Annotated in this window: 12 protein-coding genes; 10 read left to right on the top strand and 2 right to left on the bottom strand. The window is 37.8% G+C overall.

Annotation, left to right across the window (positions count from 1 at the left end; translation table 11 throughout):
- Positions 1 to 2 precede the first annotated feature (2 nt).
- Positions 3 to 1610 (top strand): hypothetical protein, encoded by a 1608-nt coding sequence (locus AAEY98_RS00165; protein ID WP_351014404.1) that lies wholly within the window; start codon positions 3 to 5, stop codon positions 1608 to 1610.
- A gap of 207 nt (positions 1611 to 1817) precedes the next feature.
- Here AAEY98_RS00165 and AAEY98_RS00160 read toward each other — a convergent pair whose 3' ends face one another.
- Complete coding sequence (locus AAEY98_RS00160; protein WP_351014402.1) at positions 1818 to 2378, bottom strand: hypothetical protein; 561 nt, start codon at positions 2376 to 2378, stop codon at positions 1818 to 1820.
- An 810-nt stretch (positions 2379 to 3188) separates the two neighbouring features.
- Entirely contained in the window at positions 3189 to 4184 is a 996-nt protein-coding gene (locus AAEY98_RS00155) for a DUF4382 domain-containing protein (RefSeq protein WP_351014400.1), read from the bottom strand.
- Positions 4185 to 4723: 539 nt separating this feature from the next.
- Between AAEY98_RS00155 and AAEY98_RS00150 the strand changes: the two genes are divergently transcribed.
- The 9 genes from AAEY98_RS00150 to AAEY98_RS00110 all read left to right on the top strand — a co-directional run bounded on the left by AAEY98_RS00150 (position 4724) and on the right by AAEY98_RS00110 (position 13017).
- Positions 4724 to 5065 (top strand): hypothetical protein, encoded by a 342-nt coding sequence (locus AAEY98_RS00150; RefSeq protein WP_123884658.1) that lies wholly within the window; start codon positions 4724 to 4726, stop codon positions 5063 to 5065.
- 90 nt (positions 5066 to 5155) lie between these two features.
- Positions 5156 to 5590 (top strand): DUF2057 family protein, encoded by a 435-nt coding sequence (locus AAEY98_RS00145; protein ID WP_124018410.1) that lies wholly within the window; start codon positions 5156 to 5158, stop codon positions 5588 to 5590.
- A 121-nt stretch (positions 5591 to 5711) separates the two neighbouring features.
- The gene (locus AAEY98_RS00140; RefSeq protein ID WP_351014398.1) at positions 5712 to 6182 is read left to right on the top strand and encodes a MerR family transcriptional regulator; all 471 of its coding nucleotides are present in this window, start codon (positions 5712 to 5714) and stop codon (positions 6180 to 6182) included.
- Positions 6182 to 8428 carry a heavy metal translocating P-type ATPase gene (locus tag AAEY98_RS00135; RefSeq protein WP_351014396.1) on the top strand — a complete coding sequence of 749 codons (2247 nt, stop codon included), beginning with the start codon at positions 6182 to 6184 and terminating at the stop codon, positions 8426 to 8428. The genes AAEY98_RS00140 and AAEY98_RS00135 overlap by 1 nt, the downstream gene beginning before the upstream one ends.
- A gap of 10 nt (positions 8429 to 8438) precedes the next feature.
- Complete coding sequence (locus tag AAEY98_RS00130; protein WP_037425971.1) at positions 8439 to 8789, top strand: cupredoxin domain-containing protein; 351 nt, start codon at positions 8439 to 8441, stop codon at positions 8787 to 8789.
- A gap of 212 nt (positions 8790 to 9001) precedes the next feature.
- Entirely contained in the window at positions 9002 to 9367 is a 366-nt protein-coding gene (locus AAEY98_RS00125; RefSeq protein WP_123884662.1) for a cation transporter, read from the top strand.
- A 273-nt stretch (positions 9368 to 9640) separates the two neighbouring features.
- The gene (locus AAEY98_RS00120) at positions 9641 to 9925 is read left to right on the top strand and encodes a hypothetical protein (RefSeq protein ID WP_123884663.1); all 285 of its coding nucleotides are present in this window, start codon (positions 9641 to 9643) and stop codon (positions 9923 to 9925) included.
- A gap of 123 nt (positions 9926 to 10048) precedes the next feature.
- Positions 10049 to 11482 carry a TolC family protein gene (locus AAEY98_RS00115; RefSeq protein WP_123884664.1) on the top strand — a complete coding sequence of 478 codons (1434 nt, stop codon included), beginning with the start codon at positions 10049 to 10051 and terminating at the stop codon, positions 11480 to 11482.
- Positions 11479 to 13017 (top strand): efflux RND transporter periplasmic adaptor subunit, encoded by a 1539-nt coding sequence (locus AAEY98_RS00110; protein ID WP_351014393.1) that lies wholly within the window; start codon positions 11479 to 11481, stop codon positions 13015 to 13017. The genes AAEY98_RS00115 and AAEY98_RS00110 overlap by 4 nt, the downstream gene beginning before the upstream one ends.
- Positions 13018 to 13019: the final 2 nt, after the last annotated feature.

Genomic DNA, 13019 nt, shown 5'->3' with positions numbered 1-13019 from the left:
TTATGCTTTATGACTTCTTTTCTGCAAATAGTTCGTTGGCTAGCTTCGAGGTTAAAGAAACTTTTGACCAGCTTTATATAAAAGCTAGCTTAAATAACTCACAGTGTGCATTTGTCACAAAGCTCTTTGATGAGCTGAAAACACTCTCTAGTAGAGATAGTTTTGAGTTGTTTTTAGAGATTTCTGGCGCAACAACCAAGATATCCAATACATCGTCAGAACATTTTAAGGAGTTAACTGATCACCTAGCTGCTAATGAAGACGAAGATGACTATGAGATAATAGTTGATGTGAAAAAGGTCATCAATGAAAACACTGTTTCAGTGTATTTCATGGAACATTTCGCAAAACATTTGAATGACTCTCCTCTGAAAGATATATTCATAACTCTTTCATCTATTCATGGTAATGGATTATTTTTTGAAGCTTTCTCCACAATAGTTCCATTTAATTCAAGTGGAATGTACTTCTATTCATCAGGCCAACCAATAGTAAAGTCAGATTTTTTGAATGACAAGAAAAGATCCGCTTTATTGGGGATGCTTAGTGAAAACTCAAATATAACGGATGTTAATTTAAAAATTGTTCCGAGTGACTTTTATTTGATAGTTGATGCAGAAAATCATGAAATAAATAAATTTTTCAGTAAGGCTTGTGGGGTGTTATCCCTCATCTTCATGGCTAATGCTTCAGGCTTCAAGTCCAAAAACGAGCTTGCCTATAGAATTTGTGGTTTTAAAACAATTTCTTGTGATTCCGTGTCGTTCGCTGACGTGGAAGCTGATAGTAAAGTGCTATATAAACTCATGTCATGGTCATTTGAAGGTGGATCCTGCGCAGATAAAATTGGCTTGTTGAGAAATGTACTTTCTATCCATCTGGATGATAGTGGGAGTATTAAGTTTGATAATGAGGTTTGGAATACGGTTAGATCTAATTATCAGATATATCTCAAGGGAAATATTCAAAATTATTTGGATGTGAAGAACAAAATTGGTGAGATTATCATTGAGTCAACAACTAAAACCTATGCAATAGCGGATGATTTGCTGGATGTCTTCAAGAACAATGTATTTGTTATATTAACATTCATATTGACAGTGGTTGTTGTCAATGGAGTAAAGGACAACGGGAGTGAAAATATTTTTTCTGGTGTCTACCTAGCAATTGTAATCATACTTTGTCTAGTGTCATCTATGTGGTTAGTAATGACAGCGCATGAGGCTAAAAAACGATTTGAAGCTGCTTCAAGAACAATTAAGGACATCCTAAATCTTAATTACAAAAAGATAATAATGGATAGTGAAATTGATGACTCTGTTGACCCAGTGTTAAAAAGTAATAAAGATTATCTTGATATCCAGATAAAAAGGTATGTTCGATGGTGGATGGCAACGGCTTCAATTGTTGTTATCTCTTTTGTTATTGGATATCTCACTCTGGGGAAGCCTAAGTCAGCAGACTCAGTAAATGATGTTAATAAAGAGAAGGCCGTTTTAACCTCTCAGAAGGCAGGCGATGCTAAGACGGTAGTAGATACACAGAAGGTAGAAAATACTAAGAAGGTAGAAAATACACAGAAGGTAGAAAATACTAAGAAGGTAGATTGAGAAGCAATAATTGAAATGTGGGGGTCAGTGTAAACTTTAATTGATACCCATACATTTACTAATCCCACTACATATTCTTAGACCCTTTGCACTAACTCATTAATGTCCAAAAATAAGCTAGATAACTTCTGAAGTAATGTCCAACTTTCGTTAGCCAATACAGTTTCTTCTTGGTCTGGTATGGATTAAGCGCCACAACGGTCATAGCTATGTGCAAGACCTAATAGGTTTAATATAACCCGATTTGTCTTCACCGATCTCTAACACGTTAACGTCTTCCATAAAGGTAAAAAACTCATCATTCTCATTAAGTTTTAAAAACACGTTTAATTCATTATTTTTAACAGAAAACTGACTATTTTTACATACAGACTCGACGCTAAGATTAAAGCTTCCTCCGCCATCGCTATTGTTCATTCTGTATTTCTTTACAAGCTCCTGCCCTCGAAGCATTTTTAACGTATCATCTTGACTCAATTGCAAAATATAAAACGTACTGTCCCGATTTATTTCTTGTGTTAACTCATTAGGTAATACGTATTGAGTATTCAATTTTACAAAATACTCGTCCTCAAAATTATAGTTTGGGTCATTCGTTGTGAATTCAAACTTAATCACTACGTCGTTATTACTAATCACGATTCCATTAGGGGCTTGAACCGCGACAACTATCTCACTTGGTTCAAGTTCTAGCGGATTGACACTCATCATTTTATACATTGTTGTTAGTGGAATACTGCTGCATCCAGAAACAGCAGAAATCATCATTAAAAATATAAAAAAAATCTACGCTTCATAATCCGTTAATACCTTACTAAAAATTAATAGTACTGAAATCCATTTTATTAGTTTGATAATCACAACTAAACCTCTAATAGTTATACTCATTTATTTATGTTGTGTCACGTTCAACGGCAATGTATATCACACCACAGTTATTGTTCTAGTTCATAAATGCCTTATTCAACTCTGAACTTGAGGCCGTTGAAGAAAATGACGTGAGCTGGCCATGGACGGGCAGCTCGCTTTCGAGGGGAAGGGACGCCCCATCGTAAGCGTTAGCATTTTCGAATAAGGCCGAAGCCATCTACAAATGCCGGTCAATGATTTAGTGGGGGCAGGGTAAACTTTTATAAAAAGTAAATTGAAACATTGGCTTTTCTAAAACGTTTCTGTCCAGAAATGAGCCTAGACACATAAATTATTTACGCTCTATTACGTTTAGATTTTTGATAATGAATGTGATGGCACATACTTCCTTCAACTGACTATGAATTTAATACTAGGTTTTATTGACGCTATTGAAGAAGTCAGTATGGGTCCGGAAAATAAGCTATATAAGAGAAGACTAAGAGCTATTTTCCAACAAGAAAAGTAACAAAATCATAAAGACTCTTTAGTTGTGGCTGATGATTAACCTCTTTTGGTTTTTGTCACTTTATATGCAGGGCTGCCAATTAACCATAATGGATCTGGGCATCTGCTCATATTTCGATTTAATGATAATCATCATTAACATGGCTTACTATCTTTTTGGTCGTGGAGGCTCCCAAGTGAATGGGAGCCTGACTCATTTGGCTAGCCGCCATGGTGTCCGTGATGACCACCATTGCCGTTACCGCACTCATGTACTGTCTGCTGGCCTCCCTGTGTTCCTGTTTCTATAGTAATTGAACCAGAATCTTTGAACATGACAAATTGACCACTAGTCATATCATTGGTGACAGGGTCATCTAAATGACCTAAGCAGCTGTAGCCGACCCGATAGTTTCCAGCTGGCAAATAACCCATGGCAAAGTGCCAGTTGCCGTCAATATCCCGCATCATAGGACTTACCGCAGTCGGTAGAGTTACCCCCTCAGGAGGATTGGTTCTCATATCCGTCATTTGATCTATATTAGTAATATCTTCAGGATACAGATAGGCAATGTGACTAAATTGTCCCCCAATCGGAGTCCGGTCGGAGTAAGTTGTCTCGCAATCGGCGATCCATTGAGGATCTACTTCACCCAACAAGTGGCCCATATACCGATTATCGACGGACCACATAGCTTGATGATCTAAATGGTATTCTCCTTGTTGATATGATAGGCCACGATATAAGTCAATTTCCATCGTGATGGAAATATGCTGGTCAGCTACTATTTCAAAGTCTGAAACTGGAAGCTGCCCATTGTCAACATACAAACCATGTCGACCCTGGCCATCTTCAACATAGCAGCCGTCATTACCATCGCCCTGTTGGATGGTGACATAGGCATCATGGTACTGACCCAGAGGTAAGTCGATATTATCGACTACAAGATGGCTATCCAATCCCTGAAAATCGAGCAGATTAAATGCCATATCCTGTAAATCATGTCTATGGATTACCCCCTCAGCATCAGTCATGACCAGTTCTCCCATGACCATACCAACATGGGAAACTCCAGCCATAGGTGAATCAGAAATAGCTAAAGAGAATTGTCCCTGAGGTAATACTTGTTCTGCTACCGTCACAGCACTATCTGAATCACTCCCGCATGCGCTAAGTAAAAAAATAGAGGATAACAACATTGTTCTACAAATCGTCATAAAGCCGCCCTGAGTATATGAAATTTATCTAATGATACCTATTAAGAGGTAGCGCTGGTAATTTCTTGAATATAAATGTGACTTAGAACAATGTATAAAATTAAGCTAGTACTGTTAATTAATGGAAAACGTAATATTTTCATTCAACTACAAATTGTCTATGTTTTAAAAGTTCAAAATGTCATATTAATAGTAAAATTTTTCAATTTAAGTATTTGCTAATCAAATACATAAACTTATTATTGTGTTGTTGCATATAACGTGTTCTATTGTTCAAAAAACCTTGACTGTGAGTTTTTTAGAATGCTTTTCGTATTTTGGGGTATGTACGGTTTTAGACAAAATACAGTATTCAAAGACGTGGGGTTAGGGGGGGTAACCATGTTATGAAATTAAATCATTCAGAGAACGCATAATTTATTACTGGAAATAGATAGTAAGTTGAATCTTTTAATAGACCTAGGATTGTGACTTATGTCATGGAATTAGATTCTAAAATTTGCTAAGGTTAATAACATAATTCAACTGGATACAATTGCATGACTAAGATTTTGTTAAATTTAGCAGTTATATTGGCATTAATAACACAGTTATTAATGCCAAATAATGCTATGTCTAGCGAAATGTCCGAATCAAGTATGCAAACTAGCTCTATGTCACATTCAGTTATGATGGACAATGATTGTGATGATACGGATAACTGTTGTCCCGAAGATTCAAGCCACTGTATTAGCCATTGCCATGCAGTCGCTAATGCATTTGTTTTGTTATCAGATTCAAATTTAGTTAATGATCTATTCACAAGTTCTAAAGTTAACTCGACTTTATGGATATCAACTCCGGCTTCGCTTGGAAGTCAAAATCCCCCTCCAATTGCTTAATTCTTTATTTTAATTAACCACCTATATTAATTTATAAAGATTTTCGTTGCTCGTTTACTTATGAGCATCATAAAGCATCTGGAGTTTCTCATGAAAAAATTTATCGCAATTACACTTTTATCTGCTGTCAGTTCTATGTCTATGGCCGCCACTATTTCATTGCCGGACTATTTAGTATTTACATCCATTGATGGGCAGCCAACTGATCGGTCGAGCACAATTGATATCAAACAAGGACAGCATTTAGTCGAATTACGTTTTTTTGAAGTATTCACTGCGGGAGCAGATGATACAAACTTTGTTAAGTCAGACTCATTATATTGGAGTTTAAATTTAACAAATGATGAAGATATTCAGGTTAGTACAAAGGATATTTTATCTGCGAAAAATGCAAAAAGCTTCATTTCATCTCCAGTCATAACTCTTAATAGTGCAAGTATGAGTAATGAAACTGTCACCTTAGTAAATCACGAAGAATTGATGGCTATTATCATGAAGCAACATAGAAAAATGATGAGTCATTAGCACCACTGTGAGGGTGCTATTAATCTGCACCCTCAATTTATAAATAGACTACTAAAAAGTGGACGAGTCATCGAACCGCAAATTGGTGTCTGAAAATAAATTTAGTGTTTTCAGAGGTTTTATGAAGGTTAATCAATTAGCTAAAAAACTCAATGTAACCAGTGACACTGTTAGATTTTATACTCGTATAGGTCTACTCTCTCCCTGTAAGTCACCTGATAATGGATATAAATATTATGGCGAGAAAGATTTGAGCCGTATGCAATTTATCATAAGTTCTCGTCAGCTTGATTTTTCGGTTGAAGAAATTAAGTTGATTTTTTCTAACACTGACCATGGTGAAAGTGCATGCCACCTTGTACGTGAATTAGTAAAACAAAAGTTAGATGAAACTGAAGAACAATTTAATAAAACAATGAAATTAAGAGCAAGACTTTTTCAGGCCGTTGAACAATGGTCAACTATGCCAGATAACTTGCCTACAGGAAATATGGTTTGCCATTTGATTGACAGTACACATCAAGCTGATACTCAGACAACAACAGTTACTCAGCTTGACCACATTATATTAGCGTCAACGGAGGTTAAGTAATGAATCAAACAAAAAACTCACTTATGCAACTCAATATCCTCGGCGCAGGCTGCGCGAGTTGTGTTGGCAAAATTGAAAAAGCGATTAACAGCGTAGAAGGCGTTGATTCGGCCGAGATGAATTTTGCGGACAGAACGGTACTGGTTAACGGTAAAGCATCTGCCGAGTTGATTATAAAAGCGGTTGAAAGCGCTGGTTATAATGCTACTCAAATACAGGCGGAGTCGGCAGATGATGCCATGAACGAGAAAGAACAGGCTGATTTACAACATTATAAAAGTTTATTACGCCATACCATTATCGCTTTGTCCGTCGGTATTCCGTTGATGATTTATGGACTGTTTATTGGCGAAATGACGGTATCAACCCTATTCGAACAAGTGGTGTGGGGACTGGTTGGTGTGGTGACTCTTGCGATTATGCTGATATCAGGTAGGCATTTTTATATCGGTGCATGGAAATCATTTTTAAACCATAACGCCAATATGGATACCCTCATTGCCTTAGGTACCGGTACTGCTTGGGTTTACTCTATGTTGATAGTTGCATTTCCACAATTATTTCCCGAGATGGCAAGGCATGTTTACTTTGAAGCGACCGCAATGATTATTGGTTTAATTAATCTTGGTTTAGCACTCGAAGTTAAAGCGCGCGGTAAAACCTCTGAAGCGATTAAGCGTCTTATTGGTTTGCAAGCTAAAACTGCTCGGGTAATCCGTGATGGAAAAGACCTCGACATCGATATTGCTCATGTATTACTTAATGATCACGTTAAAGTTCGCCCTGGCGAAAAAATCCCAGTTGATGGGGTGGTTATTGAAGGTAACAGCACCATTGATGAATCAATGTTGACTGGTGAGCCAATGCCTGTTGAAAAAGTGATCGGTGACGATGTGGTCACTGGCACCTTGAATAAATCAGGCTCAATCATATTTAAAGCAACTCGTGTAGGTAAAGATACTGCACTGGCGCGCATTATTAGTATGGTCAAACGGGCGCAAAACTCTAAGCCGCCGATTGGACGTTTAGCTGATGTTATAGCCGCTTACTTTGTGCCCGCCATTATGATCATCGCTATAGTCAGTGCCATGGTGTGGTTTAACTTTGGCCCCGAGCCGTCGAGTGTATTTGCCATCGTGTCTGCAACAACAGTATTAATTATTGCTTGTCCTTGTGCGTTAGGACTCGCAACGCCAATGTCAGTGATGGTCGGCGTTGGTAAGGCGGCTGAATCGGGAGTGCTTATTCGGAACGGTGAAGCATTGCAAACCGCGTCTAAAATAACCGCCATGGTATTAGATAAAACCGGCACCATTACCGAAGGTAAACCGCAAGTTACCGATATTATTTTGGTTAATGCAGACAGTGAAGAGCAGGTACTTGCCTTGTCTGCTGGAATTGAAAGTCACTCCGAACATCCACTCGCGCAAGCGATTGTTGAAAGTGCGAATGATAGAGGTATTGAAGCCATTAACACTGAGCACTTCAATGCCATTTCAGGTAAAGGTGTAGAAGCTGAAGTGGATGGCCAGATATTATTATTTGGTAATCTAAAATTAATGCAAGACAAAAATATTGATATTGGATTCAATGAAGCTAAGGCCCAAGTGTTAGCTGAAAATGCTAAAACACCAATGTATTTAGCGCTTGCAGGGCAATTACTGGCCATTATTGCGGTATCAGATCCGATAAAGCCTGATTCAATCGAAGCGATTGCGAGACTGAAACGCAGTGGCATCAAAGTGATAATGTTAACCGGGGACAATAAAGCGACCGCCGCCGCAGTGGCTAAAAAAGTCGGTATTGATGATTTTTTCGCAGAAGTCATGCCAGAAGATAAAGCCAATAAAGTGGCTGAACTTCAGCAACAAAATGAAGTGGTTGGTATGACCGGCGATGGGATTAATGACGCCCCCGCATTAGCGTTAGCCGATGTTGGCTTTGCTATTGGAACAGGCACTGATGTGGCGATAGAAAGCGCTGATATTACCTTAATGCGCGGATCACTTCATGGCTTAGCCGATGCGATAGCCATTAGTAAAGCAACGCTGCGCAACATTAAACAAAACTTGTTTGGCGCGTTTATTTACAACGTCGCGGGTATTCCCTTAGCAGCAGGTGTGCTTTTCCCTGTTTTTGGTATTTTGCTAAATCCAGTGATTGCCGGGGCTGCGATGGCCTTTTCATCACTTACCGTAGTGAGTAACGCTAACCGTTTACGTTTGTTTAAAGCCAAAGAACACTAGGAGCTTCAATATGTTAATTAATTTACTGTGTATCGCATTAATCGGTTTTATCATTTGGTGGTTTTGGCTATATAAACCGACAAAGGATTCTAGTGTTGACGCTAGTACATTGATACTGGTTAAAGACGGTGTGTATACGCCTGCACGAATTAAAATTTCGGCTAATACACCAACAGAGATAACTTTTTTACGCCAAGATAAATCCGGATGTTCAGCCACAGTCCTGCTACCCGACTTGGAGATTAGCCAGGATTTAGCGCTGGATAAGCCCACGACGATATCATTACCGGCTCTGGAAAAGGGTGAGTATCCATTTCATTGTCAGATGCAAATGTATAAAGGTGTATTGATTGTTGAGTAAACACTAGATATCCATGCGTATTTTTCAATATGTTGGTATCAATGATGAAGATAATAGCAGTATTAAAATGAGCCTTTTTGAACTTTGCAATCAATATCTTGATTCTAACCTAAGCTGTTTACGGTCTAGGTTAGAAAATTGGCCATTTTTTGTTAATTACTTTTTACCTAAATCATCAGAAAAATGATGAGTTAATGATTAAGAGAGACATTATGAGTGATTTTGAACATAGACCGGGCGTTAAAGAAGCCACTTTAGTTGTCAGAAACCTAAGATTAACTGGAGTAGATAATCAAAATTTAGAAGCATTAAAGACTGAGATAGACAAACTGTTTGGCATAGAAGAAGTGATTTATAATGACAAATCGGGATCTATTTATCTAACCTATGATGCCAGCCATATCAATTTAGAAGGTATTGAAGCGGTTATCAGAAAGCATGGTGCTAATATTCATAACGATTGGTGGACTCATGTGAAGGAAAGTTACTACCAATTTGTGGATCAAAACATCAAAGATAATGCAAATCATCAACCACATAGTTGCCACAAACCCCCACCAGGATCCAAGATAAGTTAAGACAATTAGATGTTAATTTTTATCGATACTGACTATCTTTTAGTAAGAGCTTTCGAAGTGTGATCTATGTCAAGTATCAGTAGTTTAAAGTAAAAAAACACTACAGTTAACTAGGATGATTTAGTCAAGTTGAGTTAACATTAATAGCAGTAATTATATTGGAGTTTTATCTTGAGTCGTATGCGAATTATCACAGTGATGCTTATCTTGATGACATTTGTCAGTCAAGCTTTTGCGTCTGTGATTTTGCCATGCCCCTCTGATATGAATTCAATGTTAAGTAAATCAAATCCAGTGAATACCGCTGCGACTAACGCTTGCCATCACCAATTAACATCAGATGCTGATGCCGTTAAAACATCTACCGCTGACATTCCTGATTGTTGTGATAATCAATGTGATTGTCCGATAGGTACTTGTTTTTCAATTGCCCTTGAAATGAAAATTGTCCAATCAGTAACCATCTCAAGTTTGAGTAGTTTTATATCTGGTTTGACTCAAAATACGACTCCGCAATATAACTCTTCTTTATATCGTCCTCCAATATTGTCTTGTTAGATAGGAAAGGCTTGATCAATTTTTGATCGTCTTCCTGTTCATTTATCTTTATTAAAATAAATTAACAAGATATTACCTTTGTTCGAATTCAATTCGAGAATTGGTGATTAATTTGGAGGCTTTATGTCTTTAATTTACAAGAAATTGGGTGAAATTTACACTCAATATATTCTAATAGTAGTGATGTCCTTTATTGGTATTAGCGCTGCGGTATATGCGGCAGAACCAGTACAGACATTATCACTGGAAGAAGCAGTTTATCTCTCTCAATCAAACGATCCCTGGTTAGTCAGTAATCAATTTCAACAAGATGCTATTAAATCTGAGAGTATCGCGGCAGGAACCTTACCAGATCCAAAAATCAGTGTTGGTTTAGCTAATTTGTCCATAAACACTTTTGATTTTGGACAAGAAGCAATGACTCAAATGAAAATTGGTGTCACTCAAATGTTTCCCCGTGGGGATAGCTTAAGTTTACGCCAACAACAACTTGAGTTAACGGCTGAGCAATATCCTTTCTTAAGACAAGATAGACGAGCAAAGTTAAGTGTCACCACAGCTCAAATTTGGTTTGATGTATATAAAGCGCAAGAGAGCATTGCACTGATTGAGCGCAATCGGAACTTATTTGAACAACTATCAGATGTTGTTAAAGCAGGGTATTCATCTGCTTTAGTTAAATCTAATCAGCAGGATATTATTCGTGCTCAGTTAGAGGTGACCCGTCTTGAAGATAAGCTGACCGTTTTGGCCCAGCAAGAAGATATGTTTAAACAGAAATTATCTGAATGGGTTGGTAAGGCATTTGTTGATGAATATCGAATAGGTCATGAACAAGATTATGAGCTGTTATTTTCGACGTTTACCGTCCCTAATATACTTCCTCAAATTAAACTAACGAATCCTAATCTTTATTTTGATGAGGAAAAAAGCCAACATTATCAACAGTCTCTGTATGAAGCGTTCTCTGTTCATCCACTCATTTCAGCATTGGAGCAAAGAATTGAGTCAAGCCGAAAAGGTGTCGAGTTAAAAAAGCAATTGTATAAGCCAGAATGGGGTGTAAATGCTGGATACAGTTATCGAGGCAATGATCCTATGGGTAATTCTCGCGATGATTTGCTATCAATTGGTGTGAGTTTTGATTTACCAATATTTACTTCGTCAAAACAAGACAAGCAAGTTCAAGCCGCTATTTATCAATCGGAATCAATTAAAACGGAAAAGTGGTTACTGCTTCGAAACATGATGGCGTCATACGGTACTGCGAAAGCGCAACTTCTTAAATTGGAACAACGTCAGACACTCTATAACGATTTTTTATTACCTCAAATGCAAGATCAAGCTGATGCGTCGCTAACGGCTTACACAAATGATAAGGGTGATTTCGCTGAAGTCGTACGTTCCCTCATTGCTCAATTAAATACTCAATTAGATGCTTTGGCCATTAACGTTGATTTACAGAAAGTTAAAGTTCAATTGAACTATTTTTTTACCCCTAAAGTGGGCCCAGTTAGCATCTCACATAAATCTTATGTTGATGGAGAAGTAAAATGAACAGCAATTTGAAAATGATCAGCATATTAGTTATCGGTATTCTTACTGGTATTAGTGCATCAATCCTATATACACCACAGAATCAAGTAGTTTCAGAGGACAAAGCAAAAGCTAAGCCATCATATTGGGTCGCACCTATGAATCCTAATTTTCGTAGCGATAAACCCGGGAAATCACCCATGGGTATGGACATGATACCAGTGTACGAAGATGCAGCTGGCTCGACAGATTTTGGACCGGGTGCAATTTCAATTTCACCCGCTGTGATTAATAAACTGGGTGTTCGCACAACTCAAGTCACTTTAGGAACACTACAAAATAATATTAAAACAGTGGGTTATGTCCAGTATGATCAAGACCATCTTATTCATATTAATCCAAGAGTTGAAGGATGGATTGAAGAACTTTATGTCAAAGCTTCTGGTGATCCGGTCGTTAAAGGGCAACCTATATATTCAATTTACTCTCCAGCTTTAGTTAATGCACAAGAGGAAATGTTATTAGCTTTAAATCGAAAAGATCAGCGTTTGATTACTGCATCTGAAGAACGATTGAAAGCGCTATTAATACCAAACGCGGAGATTAACGCGCTACGTAAGAATAGAACGGTCAAACAAAATATTACATTTTATGCCCCTCAAAGTGGTGTTATTGATAATTTGAATATACGGGAAGGATCGTTTGTTAAACCGGGTATGACAATGTTTTCAATTGCTTCATTATCACAAGTATGGGTCGAAGCCGAGGTTTTTGAACGCCAAGCGAATATGGTTAAAGTTGGGCAAGCTGTTGAAATGAAGTTAGATTACCTGCCTGGTCAATTTTGGCAGGGCAAAGTAGATTACGTCTATCCGACATTAGACAGTAAAACAAGAACGCTAAAAGTGAGATTGCGTTTCGATAATACCAATGCGGTATTAAAGCCAAATATGTTTGCACAAGTGTCGATAAAAACACGAAGTGAAGAGGAAGTATTACTGTTACCAAGGGAGGCTGTTATTAGAACAGGAAACTCTGATCGAGTTGTACTTGCCCTCGGTGAAGGTAAATATAAATCTGTAGCGGTAACGTTAGGGCGATTAGATGATGACAGCATTCAAATAGAATCAGGGCTGTACGAGGGAGATATTGTAGTCTCGTCTGCACAATTTTTATTGGATTCTGAATCAAATAAAACCTCTGATCTTAAACGTATGACAGCACCAGAAGATGAGCAAGAAAATATTCAAGCCATCACATCAGAAACCGCTTGGGTAGAAGCAAAAGTAAATAGTTTAATGGCTGCACATCGAATGATTAATGTGGACCATCAAGCTGTCAGTGAATGGGAATGGCCACAAATGACCATGGACTTTACTGTTGATGACAGTGTGGATTTCTCTGTATTTACCGTTGGTGCTGTGCTTCATATTGAATTAGAAAAAACATCAGATGGCGCGGTCAAAGTGGTAAATATACACAATCCCAAAACCACAGATGATGTTTCTAACACAACACATCAAGCTGATCATTCAGGAATGGAGTTGGGAGAATAGTC

The sequence above is a fragment of the Shewanella sp. AC91-MNA-CIBAN-0169 genome (genome assembly GCF_040310165.1).
Classification (GTDB): Bacteria; Pseudomonadota; Gammaproteobacteria; order Enterobacterales; family Shewanellaceae; genus Shewanella.
This window is presented reverse-complemented; position numbering and strand designations above follow the sequence as displayed.

Coding starts and splice junctions, on each gene's coding strand:
- AAEY98_RS00150 (WP_123884658.1), top strand. CDS start 4,724: ATGACTAAGATTTTGTTAAATTTAGCAGTTATATTGGCATTAATAACA.
- AAEY98_RS00165 (WP_351014404.1), top strand. CDS start 3: ATGCTTTATGACTTCTTTTCTGCAAATAGTTCGTTGGCTAGCTTCGAG.
- AAEY98_RS00135 (WP_351014396.1), top strand. CDS start 6,182: ATGAATCAAACAAAAAACTCACTTATGCAACTCAATATCCTCGGCGCA.
- AAEY98_RS00120 (WP_123884663.1), top strand. CDS start 9,641: ATGTTAAGTAAATCAAATCCAGTGAATACCGCTGCGACTAACGCTTGC.
- AAEY98_RS00130 (WP_037425971.1), top strand. CDS start 8,439: ATGTTAATTAATTTACTGTGTATCGCATTAATCGGTTTTATCATTTGG.
- AAEY98_RS00125 (WP_123884662.1), top strand. CDS start 9,002: ATGAGTGATTTTGAACATAGACCGGGCGTTAAAGAAGCCACTTTAGTT.
- AAEY98_RS00160 (WP_351014402.1), bottom strand. CDS start 2,378: ATGATGATTTCTGCTGTTTCTGGATGCAGCAGTATTCCACTAACAACA.
- AAEY98_RS00145 (WP_124018410.1), top strand. CDS start 5,156: ATGAAAAAATTTATCGCAATTACACTTTTATCTGCTGTCAGTTCTATG.
- AAEY98_RS00110 (WP_351014393.1), top strand. CDS start 11,479: ATGAACAGCAATTTGAAAATGATCAGCATATTAGTTATCGGTATTCTT.
- AAEY98_RS00155 (WP_351014400.1), bottom strand. CDS start 4,184: ATGACGATTTGTAGAACAATGTTGTTATCCTCTATTTTTTTACTTAGC.
- AAEY98_RS00115 (WP_123884664.1), top strand. CDS start 10,049: ATGTCTTTAATTTACAAGAAATTGGGTGAAATTTACACTCAATATATT.
- AAEY98_RS00140 (WP_351014398.1), top strand. CDS start 5,712: ATGAAGGTTAATCAATTAGCTAAAAAACTCAATGTAACCAGTGACACT.